Annotated in this window: 19 protein-coding genes; 6 read left to right on the forward strand and 13 right to left on the reverse strand. The window is 62.4% G+C overall.

Annotated elements, in window-relative coordinates; all coding sequences use genetic code 11:
* Positions 1-69: 69 nt before the first annotated feature.
* A complete protein-coding gene (locus JF545_RS12020) occupies positions 70-1,020 on the reverse strand; it encodes a formylglycine-generating enzyme family protein (protein WP_206942364.1) in 951 nt (316 codons plus the stop codon).
* 476 nt (positions 1,021-1,496) lie between these two features.
* Complete coding sequence (locus tag JF545_RS12025; protein WP_242520808.1) at positions 1,497-2,129, reverse strand: hypothetical protein; 633 nt, start codon at positions 2,127-2,129, stop codon at positions 1,497-1,499.
* A 143-nt stretch (positions 2,130-2,272) separates the two neighbouring features.
* Here JF545_RS12025 and JF545_RS12030 point away from each other — a divergent pair, with 143 nt between their 5' ends.
* From JF545_RS12030 to JF545_RS12050, 5 genes are all read left to right on the forward strand, one after another.
* Positions 2,273-5,959, forward strand: a complete 3,687-nt coding sequence (locus JF545_RS12030) for an ATP-binding protein (RefSeq protein WP_206942367.1) — start codon at positions 2,273-2,275, stop codon at positions 5,957-5,959.
* Positions 5,956-6,582, forward strand: a complete 627-nt coding sequence (locus JF545_RS12035; protein ID WP_206942369.1) for a hypothetical protein — start codon at positions 5,956-5,958, stop codon at positions 6,580-6,582. Before JF545_RS12030 ends, JF545_RS12035 begins: the two co-directional genes overlap by 4 nt.
* Positions 6,579-7,832, forward strand: a complete 1,254-nt coding sequence (locus JF545_RS12040) for a hypothetical protein (protein ID WP_206942371.1) — start codon at positions 6,579-6,581, stop codon at positions 7,830-7,832. The genes JF545_RS12035 and JF545_RS12040 overlap by 4 nt, the downstream gene beginning before the upstream one ends.
* Positions 7,833-7,956: 124 nt before the next feature.
* A complete protein-coding gene (locus JF545_RS12045) occupies positions 7,957-8,316 on the forward strand; it encodes an XRE family transcriptional regulator (RefSeq protein WP_206942372.1) in 360 nt (119 codons plus the stop codon).
* Positions 8,313-8,837, forward strand: a complete 525-nt coding sequence (locus JF545_RS12050; protein ID WP_206942374.1) for an RES domain-containing protein — start codon at positions 8,313-8,315, stop codon at positions 8,835-8,837. Before JF545_RS12045 ends, JF545_RS12050 begins: the two co-directional genes overlap by 4 nt.
* Positions 8,838-8,952: 115 nt before the next feature.
* On the opposite strand, the gene JF545_RS12055 is transcribed toward JF545_RS12050, so the two are convergent.
* The 5 genes from JF545_RS12055 to JF545_RS12075 all read right to left on the reverse strand — a co-directional run bounded on the left by JF545_RS12055 (position 8,953) and on the right by JF545_RS12075 (position 14,042).
* The gene (locus JF545_RS12055) at positions 8,953-9,681 is read right to left on the reverse strand and encodes a M15 family metallopeptidase (protein WP_206942606.1); all 729 of its coding nucleotides are present in this window, start codon (positions 9,679-9,681) and stop codon (positions 8,953-8,955) included.
* A gap of 116 nt (positions 9,682-9,797) precedes the next feature.
* Positions 9,798-11,075 (reverse strand): TRAP transporter large permease, encoded by a 1,278-nt coding sequence (locus JF545_RS12060; RefSeq protein ID WP_206942377.1) that lies wholly within the window; start codon positions 11,073-11,075, stop codon positions 9,798-9,800.
* Positions 11,072-11,599, reverse strand: coding sequence for a TRAP transporter small permease (locus JF545_RS12065; RefSeq protein ID WP_206942379.1), 528 nt, complete (start codon positions 11,597-11,599; stop codon positions 11,072-11,074). The genes JF545_RS12060 and JF545_RS12065 overlap by 4 nt, the downstream gene beginning before the upstream one ends.
* A gap of 305 nt (positions 11,600-11,904) precedes the next feature.
* Positions 11,905-12,939, reverse strand: a complete 1,035-nt coding sequence (gene dctP, locus JF545_RS12070; RefSeq protein WP_206942381.1) for a TRAP transporter substrate-binding protein DctP — start codon at positions 12,937-12,939, stop codon at positions 11,905-11,907.
* Between the two features lie 152 nt (positions 12,940-13,091).
* Positions 13,092-14,042 carry a LysR family transcriptional regulator gene (locus JF545_RS12075; RefSeq protein WP_206942383.1) on the reverse strand — a complete coding sequence of 317 codons (951 nt, stop codon included), beginning with the start codon at positions 14,040-14,042 and terminating at the stop codon, positions 13,092-13,094.
* A gap of 134 nt (positions 14,043-14,176) precedes the next feature.
* On the opposite strand from JF545_RS12075, the gene JF545_RS12080 reads away from it, so the two are divergent.
* Positions 14,177-14,977, forward strand: a complete 801-nt coding sequence (locus JF545_RS12080) for a transporter substrate-binding domain-containing protein (protein WP_206942385.1) — start codon at positions 14,177-14,179, stop codon at positions 14,975-14,977.
* 76 nt (positions 14,978-15,053) lie between these two features.
* On the opposite strand, the gene JF545_RS12085 is transcribed toward JF545_RS12080, so the two are convergent.
* From JF545_RS12085 to JF545_RS12110, 6 genes are all read right to left on the reverse strand, one after another.
* Positions 15,054-16,190 (reverse strand): metal ABC transporter permease, encoded by a 1,137-nt coding sequence (locus JF545_RS12085; RefSeq protein WP_206942387.1) that lies wholly within the window; start codon positions 16,188-16,190, stop codon positions 15,054-15,056.
* On the reverse strand, positions 16,190-17,338 hold the full coding sequence (locus tag JF545_RS12090) for a metal ABC transporter permease (RefSeq protein ID WP_206942389.1): 1,149 nt from the start codon (positions 17,336-17,338) through the stop codon (positions 16,190-16,192). Before JF545_RS12090 ends, JF545_RS12085 begins: the two co-directional genes overlap by 1 nt.
* Entirely contained in the window at positions 17,335-18,141 is an 807-nt protein-coding gene (locus tag JF545_RS12095; protein WP_206942391.1) for a metal ABC transporter ATP-binding protein, read from the reverse strand. The genes JF545_RS12090 and JF545_RS12095 overlap by 4 nt, the downstream gene beginning before the upstream one ends.
* Positions 18,142-18,195: 54 nt before the next feature.
* Entirely contained in the window at positions 18,196-19,209 is a 1,014-nt protein-coding gene (locus JF545_RS12100; protein ID WP_206942393.1) for a metal ABC transporter solute-binding protein, Zn/Mn family, read from the reverse strand.
* 197 nt (positions 19,210-19,406) lie between these two features.
* Positions 19,407-19,853, reverse strand: a complete 447-nt coding sequence (mntR, locus tag JF545_RS12105) for a manganese-binding transcriptional regulator MntR (protein WP_206942395.1) — start codon at positions 19,851-19,853, stop codon at positions 19,407-19,409.
* Positions 19,854-19,946: 93 nt separating this feature from the next.
* Positions 19,947-22,460: an EAL domain-containing protein gene (locus tag JF545_RS12110; RefSeq protein WP_206942397.1), complete on the reverse strand. Its 2,514-nt coding sequence runs from the start codon at positions 22,458-22,460 to the stop codon at positions 19,947-19,949.
* Positions 22,461-22,668: the final 208 nt, after the last annotated feature.

A 22,668-nucleotide genomic window follows, 5' to 3' on the forward strand; every position in this document is an offset into this window, starting at 1 on the left:
TTTTTCGGTTAGCAAGACGGGTTCAAATTAAGTTTCGTCGGGCAATTTTTAAAGTTATATAAGCCAAGGTCATGATTGATCATCGTGGGCGAGTGAGCACCGGAACGTGTAGAGACGTGACGGACTATGTGTCAGGCCTGCTATAGGCTTATCTAGTGAAATATCTGGTGCCGAATGTCGGCGACTAATGATTAGTTTTGCTCTATACGTTTCAGAGAAGGCAGCTCCTCTCAGGACTTTATGCTCCCCCTCTTCAGGGCCCATTGGATTATTTTTAGGTGATCTTTTGTAATAGTTTTCATCGTACCAGTCCATCACCCACTCGAATCCATTTAATCCCATCTGGTAGAGACCGATTGAGTTGGATGGATAAAGGCCGATGGTATGCGGCCCCATCCTCCCCGACGGAGTGCTGGCCTTTATCTCGTCGCGAGTCGGATAGTTAACACCTGGGTTCATATGCTTTCCATCGAAGGTGCCATATAGCTGAAACTGCCCACGTGAACGTGCGGCGTATTCCCACTGCGCCTCGGTAGGAAGTGAAAAGGGAAGCCTTGTCTGTTCGCCGAGCCATTCGCAGTAGTCTCTTGCCTGGTACCAGTCCACACCGGCAGGAACATCGGGCGCCCGATATTCGACGTTTCTTCCTTCGACGTTGATCTTTGGCAGCCCTGTCGCCTCTGTATAGATATCGTAGTCGGCGTAGGACACCTGGACTGCAGAGATGGAGTAACTGTCTAGCGTCACTTCGTGTACTGGCTCATCGTCAGTGTCCGCTGTGTAATACAGGCCTTCGGCCTTGGGGTCAATCGGCCCAAAATCTCCCATCTGGAAGTTGCCGCCTTCAACAAAGATCATGTTGTCCATGGTGTTCTGGATGAGCGCCGTAACGGCCTCTTGGTTAACCGGTGAGCCGGCGTCCCTGTAGCCTCCGGCTTCTTCCTTTGAAGCACTTCCGTCACACCCGGTCATCATGACGCAAGCAATAATGGGTATGCTGAGTCGATAAAACCTTTCCATGGTTTGGCTCCATTACGATACTTGTGCGACAAGGGTGTGCGCAAAGCAAGCTTACCATTCGACCGGACAGTGCCTTGTGAGTGATTTCCCACAAATTATTCTGATCTGTGGGTTCCCCTATCTCCTAGGGGGGCGTCATGGCTGTCCAGGTAGGGATAAGTGGGGACTAAGCGTCGACACGTATCGGTGGCCTGAAGGAGTTTTAACTCAACGACGGGGCTTGGGAGTTCGGAGGATGATAGTGATGAAGCGGGCCCTTCCCCTGTGTGACTCTCCACCATAAGGAAACACTGCATAAATGCCTGCGCCTCCGATTCGCTGCGTTACGCGCTGCTCGAACTCCTCACCGATACCGCATAGGCTCCGGGTGCTGCGCTGCGGGCGTCTGGCTCCGCTCGGCTGATGACGTCAGCGCTTCCATCGGGAAAGCGGCGGCAAGTACCTGCCACACCGCTTACGTTATCGAGGTTGATGCATCATGCCGGTTTTTTTCGCGCCAACGTCGTTCTGAAATGCTCCCGTAAGGCGCCACTGTCTCCCAATGCCGGCTCTTGCTGCACCTCATCCATGAGCGGTCGGTTGGCGTACAGAATCCAGGTGTCCAGCGCTGGTCCCAGAGGGCGCAACAGTCGCAGTTGATCTGGGTAGAGGGCCAGGGCCTGTTCGGCGACGATGGCGGCGTCGGCTTGGCCGTCGAGCAGGCCTTCCAGGGCGGCGACGATGGTGGGGGCGTCGCGTTGCTTCAGCCCCGTTAGGTCGGTGTAGTGACGGGTCGCCGGTTGACGCAGGACGCTTGTGGGGCTGGCGACGTCCTTGCGCGCGACCAGTGCCAAGGGCCGGCTTGGGGCAATGAAGCTATCCACGGGAAAGGCGCGGTGCATGAAGCGTCCGACGCAGTCGGCGTGACTGAAATGGGCGCTGACCTGCAACACATAGTCGTGATGCCCGTCCACCAGGTCCTGAAAGGCCTGGGGGAAGTCGTTTACCAGCTGGACGGTCGGCGAGAGTGGGCTGTCTTTACCCCCAAGATCCTGACGCCGGAGCTCAAGATAGCGGGCCAGGACCAAGGCGTGGTTGCTGTCTTCAGGGCCGAGGGTGGCGAAGTTCATGGGGGCTCCGGTAGTGGGCAGACGATAGTGGGGGTACTTCTTTTAGGCGAAAGCTTGCTCCGGGGCAACTCTGGTCGAACTGTCAGGGCGGGCGGTCTCTGGCAGAATACTCCCCCTGACGGACAAGCGAACAAGGAAACTCCATGGCTCACCTGCTGCGCATCGTGATGATCCACGGCCACCTGGAAGGGGTGGTCGAACTGGATGTCGATGGTCACACCAATATCTGTGGCACCAATGCCTCGGGCAAGACCACGCTCCAGCGTCTGGTGCCGGTGTTCTACGGTGAGCTGCCCAATAAGGTGGTACCCAAGACCCGCAAGAAGTTCGACGCCTTCTATCTACCCCACGGCAACAGCTACCTGATCTACGAGTATCGTCGCGAGGCCGGCAATGTCTGTCAGGCGGTGCTGACCCGCAAGTCCGATGGCGGCATCGAGTACCGCTTTATCGGCGCGCCGTATCAGCCCGGTCATTATCTGGTGGAAGCCAACGGTGGCGTGACAGCACTCGGCTACAGCGATTGGGCCAGCCAGTTGAGGCGAGACAACGTGCCGATGTCCGCCAAGTTGACGGCCACCTCGGATTACCGCGCCGTCATCCAGAACGACTTCACCCATCAGCAGGGCAACCGCAAGGACAGTCTGCGACTGCGCCAGATGGCCGCCCAGTTCAGCCTGGTCAAGCCTGAGCGTCGTATCCGCCATATGGAGAAGTTGATCAGTGCGGTGCACGCCAAAGAGGGCAAGATGGACACCCTCAAGACCATGCTGGCGGCGATTTTCGAGGAGGACGGCGTCGAACTGCCGGTGACGCGCATCCGCAGCACCAAGGCGCGGGAGTGGATCGCTCAGATGCGTCAGTCCAAACGCCTGGAGCCGCTGGAGCGGGCGTTGGCAAAGCTGGATGAGCTGGACCATGAGGTAGCCGAGCGCGAGACCATCTTGTGGCAGTTGAAGCCCCAGCTCGAGGCTGACCGCCACCGCGCCGAGCGCACCTTGGCCGACACCGAGGCGGAGATCGCTCGCCGCAAGCAGGAGTTTCAGGAGCGTGAAGCGGAATATGGCCACCTGCGCGACGCCTTGAATGACCGCCTTAGCGAGATGACCAGCGAGCTCGAGCAGACTCAGCGGGAGCTGTCGGATCTGCAGGATACCTTCGAGGCCTTCGAAGAAGCCGACATGCCGGCGCTTGAGCGAGACGTCCAGTCGCTGCCCCAGTGGCGCGACCAGAGTCAGCAATTGCGCGAGCACCTGGCGGTGATGCAGTCCGCCTTTCAGGAGCACCAGTCACGGCTTGAGGGCCGGCTGCGCGAGCTCGCCGATGAGCTGGCCCGCCAGCAGGAGGAGGCCCAGGCCCGCATCGACGAGTTGGGCGAGACCAGGGAAGAGCTGCGCAATCAGCAGTGGCAGCAGCAAAGCGAGCTGGAGCAACGCTACCAGTCCCAGCGCCAGGAGCTCGATGACAGCTACCGTGAACGCCTCGACGCAGGGCTTCAGCGGGTAGCCGAACTGAAGGCGCAGCTGTCGGCCAGTGCCGCCACAGCAGAAGAGATGCAGGAAGCGGAGCTCGCCCAGGCGCGCCTCGACCAGGCCCAGAGCGATCGTGACGCCAGCGGGGAAACCCTGAGTGCCCTGCGCGAAGAGTACGACACGCTCAAGCGCAGTCGAGACCAGGCGGAGCAGGAGCTCAACGACGCCCGTCACCAGCTGGCCAAGGCCGAGGCACACTGCCACGCGCTGCACCAGCAGCGTGATCCCGCGCAAGGCACGCTGCGCCACTTCCTGCGCTATCACCGACCGGGCTGGGAACAACGTCTGGGCAAGGTGATCGCGCCTGAGCTGCTGGAGCGTCGCGACCTGTCACCCAAGGTCGGTGAACACGACCACGATGAGCTGTTCGGCGTCGGGCTCGACCTGGCCGCGGTGGACGTGCCGGAGTACGCCCAGGATGAGGCGAGCCTGGTCGTCGCCATCGAGCAGGCCGAGGCCGCGCAGGTGCGCGCCGAGAACGCCGAACAGGCCGCCGAGCGTCAGATGAAGGCCTGCAACGAGCGGGTACAGTCTGCCGAGGATGCCGTGCGGCGAGCGCGTATGGAGGTCAAGCGCGCCGAGTCGGAGGTGGACTACGCTCGGGATGCGCGCAGCCAACTGCAGGAGCGCCATGCGCGCCAGCAGAAGACCCGGCGTCAGGCGCTGGAGGAGTCACTGGCCGCTCAGCAGGCGAGTCATGATGACCTCAAGCAGGAAAAAGGTGATGCCCTCGACACTCTGGCCAAGACCCATCAGGCGCAGCTACTGGAGGTGAAGGCCGATGCCCAGAGCCGCCTGGATGGCATCGACGACCAGATCCGCCAGCACAAGCAGTACCTGAGCGACCAGAAGCAGGAGCACCAGCGCCAGCGCCAGGAGCTCGAGGCCGCCTTCGATCGTGAGCTGCAGGAGCAGGGCGTGGACCTGGACTCACTCAGGGATACCAAGGCGCGGCTTGCCGCCTTGGATCAGCGCATCCGCGACACCGCCGGCCGTCAGGAGCAGCTGGAGGACTATCGCCGCTTCATGCGCCTGGACTGGGGTCAGCGCAAGCCGCAGCTGGTGGAGAAGGAAACCCGTCTGATACGTGACAAGGAGACCGCCGAGCGCGAGCGCGAGCAGCGCAAGGCCGAGTTCCAGTCTGCCCGCAGCGCCCACCAGCAGGCGCTGGCGGAGTTGTCCACCCGGCGCAGCACCGAGAGCGGCATCATCGACGCCCTCAAGCCGCTGCTGGTGCAGGTCGAGCAGCTGCCGCTGGACCCAGCTCCGGCGCCCCAGAGTCAGGCACCCGGGGATGTGCACGAGCGTATCGAGCGAGCCCACCGAGCGCTAAGCGAGCGTGCCACCGAAATGGATGCCCTGCGCAAGGGGTGCGAGCAGGTCGAGGGGGAGCTGATCAAGGGCGCCAGCGCTGGCTTTATCGATACCTTGAGCGCCGAGCGCGACAAGCTCCGCGATGAGCTCCAGGGTAGCGCCGACGTCGGTCCTCGGCAGCTGTTGCCGCTGCTGCGCGGGATGCTTACCCTGCTCGAAGACCAGCAACAGCAGCTGGTGCAGCAGGGACGCAACCTGGGGGCGGACCTCGACAAGTTCTTCACCGTCTTTCGCGACCTCAACCGACGCATCAGCGCACAGAGCCGGAGGCTATCCGAGGAGGTGGCCGACGACCTGCGCTTGGAAGGCATCACCAAGGCCGAGGTCAAGATCCAGTCCACCATCGACGAGCTGGGTTTCTGGGAGCCGCTCAAGCGCTTCGCCCAGGACTATCGTGACTGGCAGGACGCCGGTGGCCTGCCCGGAGACGACTACCTCAATGCCCTGGCCGATGTGGTCGACCTGCTGCGCAGCGACCAGCAGTACAGCTTCGAGAGTCTGCTGCGCCTGGAGCTGCACCTTAATGAAGGCGGCACCGACCTGGTGATCAAGAACGACCGCCAGTTGCTCGAGTCGTCGAGCCACGGCATGGCCTACCTGATCCTGTGCAAGTTCCTGCTGGCCTTCACCCGCCTGCTGCGCGGCCAGGCCGAGATCAGCGTGCACTGGCCCATCGACGAGATCGGCACCCTGGCCTATCACAACGTCGAAAAACTGTTCGAGGCCTGTGACAGCAATCACATTCACATCGTCGGCGCCTTCCCCAACCCGGAGTCCGATGTGCTGCTGCTGTTCCACAACCGCTACCTGATCGACCGTGACGCCAGTGATCCTCGCCGCCGTCGACTCAAGCGCATCGAACCCCGGCTCAGCAAGCTGGCCCAGCGACTCAAGCAGCGCAGTGAAGAGGAGCTCACCCTATGATCGAACACGGCCCCCTGCTGGAGCGCCTTTTGGCCGGCGAGTTCATCTGCGCGATCAGCGACGAGAGCGCCTTTCGCAAACTTGAAGACGGCGACGTTCGCGAGCAGATCGACACCTACCTGCGTCCGCTCAACCGCCGTCTGGCCAGCAACGAGGACCGCAGCGTCCACTTCCTGGCCTGGCGGCAGCTAAACGAAGACGCCCGCGAGCAGCTGTCGCGCCAGCTGGGCGATACCGTCAACAGCCTGCTGCCGCTGCTGGAGTGGCTGCAACTGGTACAGGAAGCGCTGGGCCAGGATGCCCTGGCGGCGCCTGGCGATGTGCTCAAGCCGGCGGAGTTCAGCGCTCGCTGCGAGGACAACCAGAGCCTGCGCGAACGCCTGGAGCGCCTTGCCACCGATCCTTTTTTCGGTTCCCAGAGCGAGCAGCTCGACGCCCAGATGAAGCAGGTGTTCAAGCGACTCAAGGAACACGGCTACTTGCTGCAGCCCCACGCCGATCGTCAGGTCTATCTGGTCACCGGCAAGATCGATTATCTGGTCGAGCTGGTACGCTTCATTCGCGACGAAGAAAGCCTGCCGGTGGATGATGAGGCACCGGCCCGTCAGGAGTCCCTGCTATGAGCGAGGAACACACGCTCGAAAGCCGGTTGATGGCCACCGGCACCGAGCGTCTCTCCTTGCTGGGACGCTACGCCGACGTCCTGATGCAGGGCTACTCCCGTGACGAGGTGCCGCTGGAGCCGCTGACTGACGGCGCCCTGCGCAAGCTGCTGGCGGCGCGCATCCTGTGGCGCCCAGACGAACACGGAGCGGTCAAGCTGACCCCCAAGGTGCGCGAGCTGATCGCCGAGATGCTGGCCGATGAGACCCGCCGCCACGTTAACGCCGACGTCGGTGAGACCCTTGAGCAGATCCGCAACCTGGTGCAGAGCTATCGTGAAGCGGTCAATCGCGGTGAGCACTACCAGCAGGGGCCCCTGATGCTGCGCTTGCGCCAGGAGGTGGACGACCTCAACGGCCGCTTCGCCGACGCCATCGATAGTCTGTGGCAGCGCCTCAACAGCGACTTTGGCTTTGTCAGCCGCCTTAACGACAAGATCCGCGAGAACGACCGTGCCCAGAAGCAGATCGTGCGTCTGCTCGACGGCATGGCGTTGATCGACTTCGAAGAGCTGATCGAACTGGTGGGCAGTGATGGGTCGTTGCGCAAGCTGCTGATCAGCCAGCTGCAACAGCAGCTGAGCCTGCATTACACCAACCTGCGTGAGGTGCAGGGGCGGCTGATCGAGCTGATGGCGCGCTTTCGCCAGCAGCAGCAGCAGAGCCGACTGGTGGCCGGTATGGCCGCCTTCCTGCGCGAGCATCCGGGGTTTATTCCCGGCAACTACACCCGCAGAAGCGAGGTGCCAGAGCTGTTCAATCGGGCAAGCCCCTTGCAGGCAGCGGGTTCGGTGGCCCTGGACCACCATCACGACAGCGACACGATCGCCAGCCTGCTGCACGCCTTGCCGGTTGCGGTTCACCGCCCCGAGATCGTCGAGGCCGCCGGCCCCGCCCAGGTGGAAGAACCAAGCCTGGTAGAGGCCCGCCAGCAGGCGCTGAAGCAGGATGTAGAGCGCTTCTACCTGGACGTGGTGGACCGCGGTGCCGCGCCAGACGGGAGGCCAGGAGATGTCAGTGCCCTTGAGTACCTGGCCGATAGCGAGCTCGAATGGGATCAGGAAATCTGGCTGTTTCAGGTCATCGCCGAGTACCAGGGGCTGCCGCGGGAAGAGCAGCGCGCGTTTCGGCTGATCCCCGAGGAAAGCCCGGCAGGTCCCTTCAATGACGTCCAGCTGATTCACGACGTCAGCCTGGTGCTGGCGGTGTAGCGGGCGATGGCGTCGGCGAGACGCGAGCTCAATGCGGGTGGCAGGGGAGCACGCAGGCGGGTTTTGACGCTTCCCTGTTTGTCGCCTAGATTGACATATATCTATGTCGTAATGGGTGCCAGGTATGTCCTTTGAGATTCGTGAAGCGGTGAATGCCGAGGGCTATATCAGCGCCGATGCCTTGCCCAAGGCGCTTCATATAACGAAAAGCGAATTTGCTCGCGCCATCGGGCTCAGCCAGAGCGCCATCGTTCGCAAGGAGCGGCTGCAAGCCGTCTCGACGCAGCAGCGGTTGCGCCAGGCCTATGAAATACTCAAACGCATCGAGCCCTGGACTGGCTCGATCAGCGCAGCCTGGTCGTGGTTTCGCAGCTACCCGATTGCGGCCCTGGGCGATATGACGGCGGAAGAACTGGTCAGGCGAGGTCGAGCCGATGATGTACGCGCGTATCTGTCGCATATCGCCGAGGGGGGCTATGCGTGAGCCTGCGGAGTCACGGCTTTCACTTCAACGGGCTGGTGTATCGAGGGCACAACCCTCTTTGGCAGCACGCACCTGAATCCGGAGATGGGGCGGCGCTGAATGGCGGGCGCTGGAACCGTGTTGGCCAACCCGCACTCTACACCTCAGCGCGGTTCGAGACCGCCTGGCTGGAAGCGCAACAGGGAATGCCCTTCAAGACACAGCCGCTGACGCTGTGCACCTATGAGGTCGACTGTGGTCCGCTGCTTGACCTGTGTGATCGGGATGTCTGTGCCCTCGTCCATCCCGACGCGGACAGCTGGATGCATGAGGCCTGGCTGGCGAAGAGGCTCGCACGGCAAAGCGTGCTCGCCTGGGAGATTGCCGACGAGCTGATTCGGCAAGGCATTGTCGGCATACGAGTACCGTCGCAGGCGACGGGGGCCGGTGCCCGTGACGTCAACCTGGTGTTCTGGAAATGGTCTCGCTCTCGTCCGACCAAGGTCAGGGTGATCGATGATGAGGGGCGGCTGAGCCGCTGAAGTAGCGCATCGTCAGCGCCACAGTTCGAGATGTCCAGCGCAGCCAGTTATCCCGTGTTGCCCCTCAACGTTTTCCTTTCTCCTGCCCACTCTCCCTTTCCCTTACCGCTTTTCGCTACAACTGCCGCCGCCAGCGATTCTCGATGGTGTCCAGTTCGGCGGGTCCGTACAGCGCCTGGTCGTGGCCGCCGTAATGGGCCCACAGCTGGTCGCCGAAGTCGAAGTGCCACCATTCGCTCGGCAGGTTGGTGAATCCCTGAGCGGTCATGGCGTGGTACAGCAGGCGGCGGTTGTCCCGCGCCGCGCGCTCGTCATCGGTCAGCGTGGCCTTGTGTTCCAGAAAGGCGGTGTGGGAGGCCGGCAACGCTTCGTCGAACAAAGTGCCCATGGGCAGCGGCAGGCCATCGGCATCGCACAGGGTCACGTCGACGGCGCCGCCGCTCAGGTGAGGGCTCGGCGCGTCGGCACGGGTGCTGGGTTCGGCCACGAACTCACGAGTACGGTTTAGCAGCTCAGCCTCATCAATGTCTGGATGGTTGCCGCGAATGGCTTCCATCAAGGTGTCGAACAGGTACTGCTGAACTCGCCACGGACGCCAGCCGTCCAGCACGATCAGACCTATGCCGTCAGGCAGCGAGCGCGCCGCCGCCAGCACGCGGCGATAGACGCCTTCACGCAGATAGCACTCGTTGATGGCGCCAGGAATTCCCAGGCGGGCGTAGGCGGGAAATACCTTGACCGGTGATGGGGCCAGGCTCATGGGCACCAGGGGATCATCCAGCCCCTGAATGGGAATCTGGCGCAGTTGGGCCCAGGAAGGCTCAGCGGATAGAGGAATCGCCATGGCTGGGGTCTCGGGATGTGCACAGGGATGACGGTCGTCACCGCTGTTATTGATGCCGTTGTTGCAGCTCTCGTTGCAGGTCTCGTTGCAGCCTTCGTTGGAGGTCATGGAGGTTCTCATCCCAGAGCGGTCGGAAGCCATAGGGTCAGGGAGGGCACCAGGATCAGTGCCACCAGGACCAGCAGGGCGATGACCACGAAGGGCCAGATGGTACGAAACAGCGCGGTGATCTCCAGCCGGCTGACGGCAGCGGCGACGAATACGCAGGCGCCCATCGGCGGCGTGATCAGCGCGATGGTGATGTTGAGGGTGATGATGATACCCAGGTGGACCGGGTCGATGCCTGCCATCATGGCCACTGGCGCAAAGATCGGTGTCAGCAGCATCAGCGCCGAGACCTCTTCCATGAACATGCCGGTGATGAAGGTGATCAGGCTGAGCAACAGCAGAATGATCACCGGACTATCGACGTAGGGGGTCAACAGCTCGACGAACTGGTAGGGCACCTGGGCGTAGGACAGCAGCCAGCTGACCGTGCTGGAGGCAGCCATGATGACGAAGATGGCGGCGGTGAGGCGGGTCGTGTCGACAAACGCACGCCACAGCGCCAATAGATTCAGGTTGCCAGCCAGCACTCCGTAGAGGGCCACGTAGGCCACGGTCAGCGCTCCCGATTCCGTGGGTGTGACCAATCCCATGACGATGCCGGCGACAATCAGGAAGGGGGCCATCAGGGCAGGCAAGGCGCCAAGGGCAGCCACCCCCAGCTGGCGCGCACCGGGCCAGCCATCACCCTTGGGCAGCCCCTTGCGACGCGCGTAGACAGCATTCATGGCCATGAAGGCGGCACCCAGCAACAGCCCGGGAATCACGCCGGCAAGGAACAGATCGCCCACCGAGGTGTTGGTCAGCGAGGCATAGAGGATCATGAAGATGCTGGGCGGGATGATCGGCCCGATCAGTGAGCTGCCCGCCGTCAGGCCAGCGGCGAAGGCCGTCGAATAGCCTTCCTTGCGCATCGCAGGGACCAGCAGAGAGCCCAGTGCCGAGGTATCGGCGACCGCCGATCCATTGACCCCCGCAAAGAACACGCTGGACACCACATTGACGTGGCCCATGCCGCCGCGCAGATGGCCGACCAACAGACGCGCCAGCGCCATCAGCCGGTCGGTCAGCTTCGAGGCGTTCATCAGGTTGCCGGCGAGGATAAACAGCGGGATGGCCATCAATGAGAAGGCATCGATGCCGCCAAAGAACTGCTGGGGCATCATGCGGGGAATCATCGACAGGTCGACGAAGGCGAAACCCACCACGGCGGTGGCCAGCAGCGAGATGAACAGGGGCAGGCCCAGCAGCACATGGACGACAAAGACCGCCAGCATGGCAAGCGTCATGACGTGGCCCCCCGGTCGTGCTGAGCGGCGTCGGCGTCGCCGTCCTGGGTCGGTAGCGGGAATGGGCCATGGCACAGCGCCATCAGCGTCAGCAGCGCAAAGCCGAGCGGCACGGACATGACCGGCACGGCCCGACTAATGCCCAGGCCTTGGCTCTGGAACATCGCCACTGATTGCGCGTAGTGAAAGCTGAACCAGGCTCCGCCAGCGGCAAGTGCCAGGGTCAATAGCCACTGGTAGACAGAGAGGATGCGCCCCAGGGTGCGTGGAATCAGCCGCTCGATCAGCGCGACCCGCATATGACCGCCTTCGATCCAGACGCTGCCAAGGGCCAGCATGACCGCGCCGATGATCAGGTAGCGGGCCAGTTCATCGGTCCAGATGGGGGCCCCGCCGGCTAGATAACGAGCGGCCACACCATACAGCATGGCCAGCAGATCAATGAGCAGCAGTGCACTCGCGCTCCATAGCGATAGTCGCCGCAGCGCCATGACGGGCCGGCTTTGGGCAAGGGACCAGGACATGGGGAGGCTCTCCCACAGGTTGGTGAAACAGGATGAACCGGCCTCCTGGAGCGGAGGCCGTTGTACGTGCTGGAGCATTCTTCGTCTTGCGCTCAGGCCTGCGCACTCACGTCAGAGCACTCATGTCGCCATACCGATATCAGAGCGCTTAACGTTGAGCCGCTAATATCAGAGCGCTTGTTCAGAGCACCTATTCAGAGCACTTGTTCAGAGCACGTGTTAAGAGAGTCTGGGTCAGTGCACTGTGTGCCGGGCAGCCAGACGGTCGTCGACGCTGCCCGGTGTTCAGTACTAAGTGCTCAGGGCTACTGGGCGCTGAGTTGAAGTCCGGCGTCGTCGAGCGCCATGTCGATATAGCGCTGTTCGATGTTCTGGTCCTTCAGCCACTCAAGATAAGCCGGCTGGCCCTGCTGGCGGAAGGCTTCCAGCTGCTCTGGGTTAGGACGAATGACCTCCATGCCTTGCTCTTCCAGGTAGGCAATGCGCTCATCGACCTTGGCCTGGTTCTGTTCGCGAGCAAGCTGGTTGGCTTCGGCGACCGCCTCACGGAAGGCAGTCTGGGTCGCCTCGTCCCAGCCATTGATCATGCTGGTGTTGCCCACCAGGAACTGGTCGGAGTACTGGATGTTGGCCAGCGTCAGGTAGTCCTGAACCTCATAGAGGCTGCCGAGGATGATATACATCGGCGGGTTCATCTGGCCGTCAGCGACGCCGGTTTTCAGCGCCATGTAGACCTCGGTCCAGGGAATGGGCGTGCCGGACGCGCCGAAGGCCTCATAAAGTGCGACCTGGCTGGGGTCCATGGCGCGGAAGCGCAGCCCTTCGAAGTCCGCCGGTTCGGCGATTGGCGTCTTGTCGTTGGTGAAGGCCAGGAAGCCGCCTTCCTCGACTACCGCCAGCAGTTCCAGTCCGGCGCGGCCCTCCAGGTCTTCCTGAACCGCTTTCCAGTAGCTGCCTTCGTCGAAGAACTGGCGAGCGTCATCGAAATCCTTGAACAGGAAGGGGATCGCGCTGACGAACACTTCGGGGACGATGGGCGACATGCCGGCGAAGGACGCAATGTTCAGGCTCGGCGACGCCATGGTCTGCTCCATGCGCTCCTGCTCTTCACCCAGCATGCTGTTGGGGTACAGCTTGAGCTCAAGCTCGCCTCCGGTCTTCTCCTCGACCAGTTCCTTCAAGTTGGTGGCGAACACGTGCACCGCGTTCTTGTCCGGGTCGGGAGCGCCGTTATAGCTCAGGTTGACGGTGGTTGCGGCCAGCGCTGAGGCGGCGGTCAACCCCATTGTCGTGGCGGTGGTCAGGGCAGCAAGCAGGGGCAGTGGACGAAACAGGCTCATGAGGGACTCCGGTGTTGTGGTGTTATTGTGCGGCAACGCTGTCTATCGATAACGAGACTAGGCGTTGTCGCGTTGACTAATCAAACCCCAAGGCGTTGATCTTTTGGCAACGCCAGCATGGTCTGGCGTTTGGCAGCACGTCGGACGGGCCCTCAGGCAACGCCGCTCTGGCGATGTGGGGCCAGCAGGCGTGGCGCATCATCGGCAAAGAAGCGCATGCCGCGACGCAGATGCGCCAGGCAGGCCTCTGCCGCCACCGGCAATGGCCGGCCTTGACGACTGACGATCTGAGCGCGGGCCCCGTTGAGCACCGGATGTGCCAGCGGCAGCACCTGAATCAACCCCTGGGCGATGTCATCGGCGACGGTCAACTCGGGCATAAAGGTGACGCCGCTACCGGACCTGACGAAATTCCTCAGGACGGTGACCGAGTTGGTATGCAGCCGTGAACGCAGATGGAGGCGCTCCTGATGGGCGACCTGGTCGACCATCTGGCGCATGCCGAAGGGGCTGTCCATCAGCCCCAGTGGCCAATCGCTGATTTCGGCCAGGGTCAATGGTGCCTGGCGCCGAGTCAGTGGATGGTCGGCAGGCACGATCAGATCCAGAGGGTGGCGGCGCTCCACATGACAACGCAGTAGCGGGTCCATGGGTGGCGCGTACAGCAGGGCCAGATCCACCTCGCGGTCACGGACCAACGCCATGGCCTCGTTGACGCCGGCCATGACCACCACAATGTCGATGCCAGCATGCGCCGTCATGAAGGTCTGCAAGGGGGCATTGACCAGGTCAGCGATAAAGCCCTCGCCCACGGCCACTCTGACCTCACCGCTATCCAGGCTCTGAAGCGCGCTCAGGCGCGACAACGTTGCCGTTTCGGCATCGCATCGAGCGCGATGGTGTTCCACCAGCAGGCGGCCGGCTTCGGTCAGGGTGACGCCATCTGGGTGGCGGGTCAGCAATGGGATCGAAAGCTCTTCTTCCTGGCGCCGGATCAAGCGACTGATGGCGGAGACGTCCACATTCAGGTGGATGGCTGCGCCCCGCAGGGAACCACGTCGCTGTACTTCGCACAGATACGCCAGAGCGCGGCCGTTGAGCATTGTCGTTCCTTATCGATGATGACCGGTGGTTGTCAGCATGTCGCAGGCAACTTGGCGAGGGTGACAGAGAGTGGCAGACTCTTTGTGCCCACAAGGCATAGACCAATAACCATAACGCAAAAAGGAACTTACGGATGCGATCGTTTTCCCGTCCTGTGCTATTGAGTGCCCTGCTGGGGCTCACCGCTTTGTCGGCTTCGACCCTGGTGACAACGGCCCAGGCCGACGAGCCGCTCAAGCTGGGGGTGGATATCCCGTTCGAGCCCTTCGAGTACCGCTTGCCTGATGGCACCCTGACGGGCTTTGAGGTAGAGCTTGGGGAAGAAGTGTGTCGGCGCATCCAGCGTCAATGTGAATGGGTCGAGCAAAGCTGGGATGGCATCATCCCGGGGCTGATGGCCCGCAAGTACGACGCCATCATGTCGTCCATGGCGATCACTGAAGAGCGTCGCCAGCAGGTGTTGTTCTCCGAGCCCTACTATTCCAACCCCAGCGTGTGGGTGACGCTGCGCGGCAGTGAAGTGGATCCCGACGACCGTGCGAGCCTGGAGGGCCTGACCGTTGGCGTGCAGCGCGGCACCATTCGTGATCGCTTCATCACCGATACCTACGGCGACATCATGGAAGTGCGTCGCTATGCCACCGCCGAGGACCTGGCGCTGGACGTCAAGACCGGACGCCTGGACAGTGCCTTCATGTACTACCCGCTGGCGCTGGCCAACCTGCAGGTGGACGAGGCCGACAGCGAGGTAGTGGTCAGCTCCGAGCTGATCCGTGAGCCCAAGTCCTACTTTGGCCACGGTGTGGCGGTGGCGTTTCGTCCTCGCGACGAAGACCTGGCCGCACAGTTCAATCAGGCCCTGGCCGAGATCAAGGAAGACGGCACCTACGACGAGCTGATGCACAAGTACGTGGACTACGATATCAAGATCTGAGGCAAGAGCTGTGCTTCTGCCAGTTTAACGTCAACGGGGCAGCCTCTGGCTGCCCCGTTGACGTCGCGGCCTGGTATCAGCTGCCGTCCTTGGCGCCTGGCTCCAGAATCTCTCGCGCCATGTGCCGGCCCGCCTGGGTGAGGTGCAAGCGCTCACCCTCCTGCACGACAAGCTGGCGCTGGCGGGATAACTCAACCGCGCGACGCGCCCTGGCAGGTGTCCACATCAGATGCTCGCGCAGCGCCTGGGTTACGTTTTCCACCGCCTTTTCGGGGCCATCTTCGTGGTGATAGAGGTGCACCATCAGGGTACGGCTTTCGTTGAGGTCACGCTGGCGGCGACGGCTCAGCCACTGGGCGCACAGGCCGTAGCGCGGACCGAGCAGAAAGGCCAGAGCCAGGAAGACGCCGGTCATGACGGCCATCATGCCGCCAATCGACACGTCCCATGCCACCGCCAGCATATAGCCGGAGACGCTGGAGGCGGCCGCGATCAGCGAGGCATAGACAAAGATCTTCCATAGCCGGTCGGTGAGCAGATACGCCGCGGATGGCGGAACAATGACGAAGGCCACGAACAGCACCGCACCTACGGCATCGAAGGCTGCGACGGCGGTACCGCTGGTCAACATCAGCAAGACGTAGAACAGTGCCGTGGGGGCGAAGCCTAATGCCTTGGCCAGGGCCTCGTCGAAGGTGGCGAGCTTCAGCTCCTTGTAAAAGGCCGCCACGAACAGCAGGTTGAGCAAGGTCATGGCGCCCATGGAGATCAGCGCGCGGGGCACCTCCGCGCCTCCGATGGTCAGGGTATCGAGCCAGACGAAGCCGATTTCCCCCAGCAGCACCGTATGGGCGTCGATATGCACGTCGCTGGCGTAAAGGTTGATCAGCAGCACGCCCAGCGAAAACAGCACGGGAAACACCAGACCTATGGCGGCATCCTTCTTGACCCTTTGCGTCGAGACCAGCAGTTCGGTCAAGAAGACGGTAAGGATGCCGGTCAGCGCTGCGCCGATGATCTGCACCGGGCCGTTGGCTTGATGGGTCGCCAGCCAGACGACCACGATGCCGAGCACGATAGAGTGACCGATGGCGTCTGACAGCATGCTGGTCCCGCGCAGCACCAGAAAGGTGCCGACCAGGCTAGAGGCGATGCCCACCAGCGCCCCGACCAGCATGATCATCAGTGGAATGTTGTCGAATAGGGTGGCCATTAGTGTGCTTGCTCCTGCCCGAGCGTCGCCAGAATGCGTTCTGCCTCCTGGCAGCCTGCTGGCGTCAGTACCCAGCGTTTGTTGTTGCCGGGCTCATGGGGGGGAGGGTCCTGCTCGATGATCAGTCCGCGAGCCATCAGGCGGGCAAGAGCCCTGCGGCTATCTGCGCCCAGGTAGGTGTCCAGCATGCGTTTTTCTGAGCGATAGTGGCGGTCTGCGTGGTGGCTTGCCAGCTGGTAAAGCGTGGTCAGCACGCGCTGGTAGCGGAGCTGGCGTCGGTCACGTCGCAGCTTGAGGATCTCCCACAAGAAGCCACGTCTGGGGGCGAATAGCAGGGACACCAGGACCACGCTGGAAAGGCTCAGAATGATCAGCGGACCCGTGGCAAGGCCGGGGCCCGTGGCGCTGATGACGGCGCCCACGACACCGCCGAGAATGCCGAACAGCGCCGACAATGCCACCATCGACTCGAGCCGGTTGGCCCACTGACGGGCGGCAACGGCAGGGGCGATGACCATGGCAGCCATCAGCACCACGCCGACCATCTGCAGGCCAATGACCACCGCCAGGGCGATCATGATCGTCATCAACCCATCCAGCAGCGACACCGGCATGCCTTGGGTCGCGGCAAACTGGGCATCGAAGGACACCAGCTTGAACTCTTTCCACAGGCCGGCGACCAAGGCCAGGGCCACGCCGCCCACGGCAGCCATGATCCACAGGTCGCTTCTCAGCGTGGCCGCCGCCTGGCCGAACAGAAAGGCATCCAGGCCGCCCTGGGAGGCGTTGCCCGTGCCTTGAATGTACGTCAGCAGCACTACGCCGATAGCGAAGAAGACGCTCAGCGAGATGCCCAGGGCGGCGTCGGTCTTGAGCCGACTCATGCGGGTCAGCAGCAGCATCACCAGGGCAGCCAGGGAGCCAGTAAATAGCGCGCCAGCAAGAATGCTGCCCATTTCACGCCCCCCGGCGATGATGAAGCCCAGGCAGACCCCTGGCAGCGCTGCATGGGACAGGGTATCGCCGAGCAGGCTCTGCTTGCGCAGCACCGCAAAAGAGCCCAGCACGCCGCTCACCAGTCCCAGCATGGCAGCGCCGAGCACCACATTCTGCAGGGTGTAGTCACCGAGGAGGCTGGCCAGGCTCATCCCGGCACCTCCTCAGAATTGGCCGGGGCGCGTGGGCCGGGGATGGCACTGGTGACATCGTCAAGCAGGGCAATCTGGCCCCCATAGGCACGCCGCAGGTTGTCGGCGGTGTAGACCTCGTCCACCGGACCTTGGGCGATCACTCTGACATTGAGCATCAGCATCCAGTCGAAGTAGCTGCGAACCGTCTGCAGATCGTGATGCACCACGATGACCGTCTTCCCCTGATCGCGCAGGCGCCTGAGGATATCGACGATGGCGCGCTCCGTGGTCGCGTCGACGCCGGCCATGGGCTCATCAAGGAAATAGACATCGGCGTTCTGCACCAGAGCACGGGCAAGGAACACCCGCTGCTGCTGGCCGCCGGAGAGCTGACTGATCTGGCGCTCGGCAAAGCGTTCCATGCCCACCATCTCGAGCGCCGCCATGGCCTCACGTCGCTCGCGTCGCCCCGGACGCCTGAGCCATCCCAGGCGTCCGTAAAGTCCCATGGTGACGACGTCCAGCGCCGTGGTGGGAAAGTCCCAGTCCACCGTCGAGCGCTGCGGCACATAGCCGACGCGGCGCCGGGCCTGGCGGTAGGGATGGCCGTGCAGGGTGACGTGGCCAGCGATGCTCGGGACCAGGCCGAGGATGCTCTTGATCAGCGTGCTCTTGCCGGCGCCGTTGGGCCCGACAATGGCGGCCATCACGCCTGGCGGCACGTCGAAGTCGATGTCCCACAATACGGGCTTGCCGTGGTAGCTGACGGTCAGGTCCTCTACGTGCAGGGCAAGGTTCGGTTCGTGCAGCTGCTGGCTCATGGGGTCGCTCCTGTCGCCGTCGCCCCGTCTGGCAGGGCGACGCGCGCTACATACTTAAGGTTCGCTGGGCATCTGGGTGGCTTGTGCCACTCGCTCGGTCCAGTCGGCAAGGCTGTCTGGCCAGGCAACGGTGTGGCCACCGAGTGCCGCGACAATCTGCTCGGTATTACTCTTCAGCATGCCGATATAGGTCCCTTCCGGGGTGTTCTCGTCGCCCATGGCATCAGAGTAAAGCTGCCCGCCGATAGCGATACGGTGGCCCTGGTCGGCAGCCGCATCGATGACCGCCTGCACCGTACGTGGGTTGATGGTGCTCTCCACAAACATGGCGGGTACCCCCTGGGCCACGACCTTGTCTGCCATGCGCCGAATATCGGCGACACCGGTCTCCGTGGCGGTGGAAAGCCCCTGAATGCCGGCAACCTCGATGCCATAGGCGCGGCCGTAATAGCCAAACGCATCGTGGGCGGTCAGCAGGATGCGTTGATCGGCTGGGATACTGTCGATACTGGCCTGGATCCACTCATCGAGCGCGAGCAGCGATGCCTGGTAGGCCTCTGCACGCGCATCGATCGCCGCAGCGCAGTCAGGGCGCTGCTCGCTGAGCAGGGCGGCAATGGTCGGGATGTTCTGGGCCCAGAGCGCTGCATCCATCCACAGGTGGGGGTCCACGCCGTAGGCGTCCTGGGTGTGGATAACCTGATCGTCGGTAATCGCCTGCTCACTGACGGCAGCGGTGGGCTTGATGCGCGAGAATCGCTCGAAGACCTTGCCCAGCTGACCCTCCAGCGAAAAGCCGCTGTAAAGAATCAGCTCAGCCTCATCGAGATCGTGCACGTCCCGGGCGCTCGCCTGGTAGAGATGTGGATCGATGCCCGGACCCATCATGGTGTTGACCGCAACACAGTCTCCGCCCACCTGCTCGACCAGATCACTGAGCATCCCGATGGTCACGACGGTGGCGAGGGGCGATACCTCCCCAGCGGTGTCATCCTGAGCATGGGCAAGGCCGATACTCGACAGGCTGGTAGCCGTCAGCAGCGGAAGCAGAAGGGCCGAACGACGCATGAACAGGACTCCCTTGATGATGGGCAAGCGCGAGTATCGCGCCAACGTGCCATTTGGCTATCATTTATAGACAAGGCTAAGTTTTGGCGAGATACAGGGCAATCGTCAAGAGGCGCGCCTCAATCGCATCAATGGACGTTGACTATATTTGGGCCGACGCCAGGCGTGGGCGCAGGGTCTGGCAGCGTTGAAGTCTGTCAGGGCTCGAGGAAGCGCTCGAAGGCCGCCAGCGTTTCTGCGCTGACGTGATGTTCAATGCCTTCGGCGTCGACCCTGGCGGTTTCGGGAGTGATGCCGAGTTTGATCAGCACCGCTTCGACGATCTGGTGGCGTTCGCGACTGGCATCCGCCAGGGCCTGCCCCTTCTCGGTGAGGAAGATGCCGCGATAGGGCCGCTTGATGATCAGGCCTTCCTCGTCGAGGCGCTTGAGCATCTTGGCCACCGTGGGCTGGGCCACGCCCAGGCGACGGGCGATATCCGTCTGACGCGCTTCACCGCCGTCGGTGATCAGATCCGAGATCAACTCGACATAGTCTTCGATGAGCTCGGTGCGGCGAGCATCCCTTGCCTTGCGAAACCCCTCGACGTGGCTTTCAGGAGAGATCAGCGATGCGCGTTCGTCGTGGTTGAGGGGGTCGTTCATGGGGGATGGTATCGCCTCGGGTCAAGGTGTCCATCTTGCCAATTGGTGACAGTATTGCAAGTTTGGCGCTGCCGTGATGCCAGTTAGGCTGCCCTATTGTTGACTTGGCGCGGGTTCGGTCATCGGCAAGCAAGGGCGTGTCGCGAGTGCCAGGAACTGCTTGAGCGGAAGCGGGACCGAGTAAAGGTAGCCCTGAAAGGAGCGACAGCCAAGCTCCAGCAGTCGCTCCTGTTGTGCAATGGTCTCGACGCCTTCCGCAATGACGCCCAGCTTGAGGGTCTGGGCGAGGGCGATAATGGTCTGGGCGATGGGGGCTGCGGTAGGGTCTTCGGTCAGGTCGCGAACAAACGCAACGTCGATCTTGAGCGTATCCAGGGGAAGCCGCTTGAGATACGCCAGAGAAGAGTATCCGGTGCCGAAGTCATCGATGGCGAAGCGCACTCCGAGATCACGCAGCTGGCCCAGAGTATCGATCACCGGATAGGCCTCTCCCAGCATCAGCGATTCGGTGAGCTCCAGGGTGAGCTGGCGGGCGGGGGCACCGGTCTTGGCCAAGGCTGCCTTGACCCCGGAGACAAAATCAGCGCGTTGAAACTCTCTCGCGCTGACATTGACCGACAGGGTCCAATGTCGTCGGCGCTCATGCTGCTGCCACTCGGCCAGCAGCTGGCAGGTCTGGTGCAGCACCCAGTTGCCCAGCTCGACAATCTGGCCGGTTTCCTCCGCCAGGCTGATGAAGGTGCTGGGGGAGATCAGGCCGCGTTCGGGGTGTTCCCAGCGCAGCAGCATCTCGGCGCCGAGGATGTTGCCCAGATCATCCACCTGTGGCTGCATGTGAAGTCGTAGCTGATCTTCCTCGACGGCGGTCTTGAGCTGTCGCTCCAGCCTGAGGCGTGCGTCCAGTCGTTCAACCATGCAGGCTTCAAAGGCACAGGGGCGCTGTACCCCTTCGCACTTGCTTTCAAGAAGCGCCAGTCCTGCCCGCTTGAGCAGCTCGCCGACGCCAAGCTCTCCCCCGCGAAACAGCAGGAAGCCCCCGCTGACGTGGCAACTGTGACGCTCTCCGGCGAGGGAGTAGTCGCCGTTGAGGCTTTCCAGCACCTGCCGGGCCTTGCTGCGAGCTTGGTCCATGGCACTCTCTGGCGTCACTGACAGTCCGTCATAGAGCAGGGCGAATTCGTTGCTGGAAAGGCGTGCCAGATCGCTCGGTTGTCTGGCCCAGGGCTTCAATCTGGCGGCCAGGGCCTTGAGCAGGCGATCGCCGGTGGCCTGCCCCAGGGCGTCGTTGATGCCCTTGAAGTTATCGATATCGACAAGCAGCAGCATGATATGGCGCCCGCTGACATCACTGGCCAGCTGCAGCGCATGGATGCGTTCTTGCAGCGAACTGCGATTGGGCAGTGTCGTCAGGGCATCGTGATAGGCCTGATAGCGGATGCGCTGCTGGGCATTGTGGTGCGCCGTGGTATCACTCAGGGTCGCCACGAAGTGGCCTGCGCTGTCTTCTTCGGCGCGCACGCGGTTGATGCTCAGGCGTGCGGGAAAGCGATGGCCGGCACGATGACGAACCTCCACATCGCCGATCCAGGCGCCATTCTCTTTCAGCGAACGCAGAATGTTGCCGCGATAGTGATCGAAGCGCAGCAGGGTATTGAGGCGCAGCAGCGAGTGGCCCTGGAGATCGGTGTGCGGCACCCCGGTCAACGTCTCGAAGGCGTGGTTGCACATCACCATACGCGCGCGCTGGTCGAGCAGCACGACGCCATCGTGCATCGACTCGATGACATCCACCAGCTGACGCCGGGACACCTGCATGCGGGCGGCGCTGTCCTGGAGTTTGCGATCGACCAGCACCGACGCCAGCGTTGTCAATGCGAACAAAGAGGCAAGCACGATAACGGCGATCGCCACGATAGCGTCATGGCCAGCACTGTGGGGAATCGCCTCCCAGCCTGGTTCGGGCAAGAAGTGCACGGCCATCATGGCCGAGTAGTGCATGCTGCAAATGGCCAGCGATGCCAAGGTTGCCGCGATGAGGCTGCCGAGACGAATGCCGTGAAAGCGGGGCAGGTCTCTCGCGGCGTGAAAGCAATGAATACTGGCGATGCCGAACGGCAGAGAAATCAGCAGAGACAAGATCAGCGGAGTCGGCGAAAAGCGCATGCTCGCAGGTAGCTGCATGGCCGCCATGCCGGTGTAATGCATGGTGGCAATTCCCGCACTGAGAATGCAGCCTGCGGCCACCTTGTGCGCGGAGGAAAGTCCCTTGCGTGCCATGGCAGCAACCGCAATGAGCCCTGCTGCTATAGCGGGCAGCAGAGAGACCAGGGTCAGGCCCAGGCTATGATGGGCAGGAAAGGGCAGGCGATAGGCCAGCATGCCGGTGAAGTGCATGCTCCAGATGCCAAGTCCCATCATGGTGCCCCCGGCAAGCCACCAGATCTGACGGCGGTGCTTCCAGCGGGAGGCATTGACCCTTTCTGCCACGGCCATGGCAGAGTAGACCGACACCAGCGCCACCAGGCAAGACAGCACCACAAGCCAGGGAATATGTTCACCCTGGATGGCCTGGGCTACCTGTGGGTAGCTGATGAAAAGGGGAGGCATGAGGTAGAGGCGGTCTCTTGTGGGAAAGCCTTCGAACACACCCTCATTGATTAGCATGGCCTGGCGCGTAGGGCAAAGACTTGTTGAGCGAAGGACGTGCCAGGAGAGGCGGGGATCGTGCACATTTTTGTAGAAAACGGGCGCTGTGTGCAGCTTAAGAAGGGAGGAATGCCTTACATACTTCGCCGTCCAATAGTGCGGTGTTGTC

The organism is Halomonas litopenaei (genome assembly GCF_017303055.1).
GTDB classification, from domain to species: domain Bacteria; phylum Pseudomonadota; class Gammaproteobacteria; order Pseudomonadales; family Halomonadaceae; genus Halomonas; species Halomonas litopenaei_A.

Coding starts and splice junctions, on each gene's coding strand:
- JF545_RS12020 (WP_206942364.1), bottom strand. CDS start 1,020: ATGGAAAGGTTTTATCGACTCAGCATACCCATTATTGCTTGCGTCATG.
- JF545_RS12025 (WP_242520808.1), bottom strand. CDS start 2,129: ATGAACTTCGCCACCCTCGGCCCTGAAGACAGCAACCACGCCTTGGTC.
- JF545_RS12030 (WP_206942367.1), top strand. CDS start 2,273: ATGGCTCACCTGCTGCGCATCGTGATGATCCACGGCCACCTGGAAGGG.
- JF545_RS12035 (WP_206942369.1), top strand. CDS start 5,956: ATGATCGAACACGGCCCCCTGCTGGAGCGCCTTTTGGCCGGCGAGTTC.
- JF545_RS12040 (WP_206942371.1), top strand. CDS start 6,579: ATGAGCGAGGAACACACGCTCGAAAGCCGGTTGATGGCCACCGGCACC.
- JF545_RS12045 (WP_206942372.1), top strand. CDS start 7,957: ATGTCCTTTGAGATTCGTGAAGCGGTGAATGCCGAGGGCTATATCAGC.
- JF545_RS12055 (WP_206942606.1), bottom strand. CDS start 9,681: ATGGCGATTCCTCTATCCGCTGAGCCTTCCTGGGCCCAACTGCGCCAG.
- JF545_RS12060 (WP_206942377.1), bottom strand. CDS start 11,075: ATGACGCTTGCCATGCTGGCGGTCTTTGTCGTCCATGTGCTGCTGGGC.
- JF545_RS12065 (WP_206942379.1), bottom strand. CDS start 11,599: ATGTCCTGGTCCCTTGCCCAAAGCCGGCCCGTCATGGCGCTGCGGCGA.
- dctP (WP_206942381.1), bottom strand. CDS start 12,939: ATGAGCCTGTTTCGTCCACTGCCCCTGCTTGCTGCCCTGACCACCGCC.
- JF545_RS12075 (WP_206942383.1), bottom strand. CDS start 14,042: ATGCTCAACGGCCGCGCTCTGGCGTATCTGTGCGAAGTACAGCGACGT.
- JF545_RS12080 (WP_206942385.1), top strand. CDS start 14,177: ATGCGATCGTTTTCCCGTCCTGTGCTATTGAGTGCCCTGCTGGGGCTC.
- JF545_RS12085 (WP_206942387.1), bottom strand. CDS start 16,190: ATGGCCACCCTATTCGACAACATTCCACTGATGATCATGCTGGTCGGG.
- JF545_RS12090 (WP_206942389.1), bottom strand. CDS start 17,338: ATGAGCCTGGCCAGCCTCCTCGGTGACTACACCCTGCAGAATGTGGTG.
- JF545_RS12095 (WP_206942391.1), bottom strand. CDS start 18,141: ATGAGCCAGCAGCTGCACGAACCGAACCTTGCCCTGCACGTAGAGGAC.
- JF545_RS12100 (WP_206942393.1), bottom strand. CDS start 19,209: ATGCGTCGTTCGGCCCTTCTGCTTCCGCTGCTGACGGCTACCAGCCTG.
- mntR (WP_206942395.1), bottom strand. CDS start 19,853: ATGAACGACCCCCTCAACCACGACGAACGCGCATCGCTGATCTCTCCT.
- JF545_RS12110 (WP_206942397.1), bottom strand. CDS start 22,460: ATGCCTCCCCTTTTCATCAGCTACCCACAGGTAGCCCAGGCCATCCAG.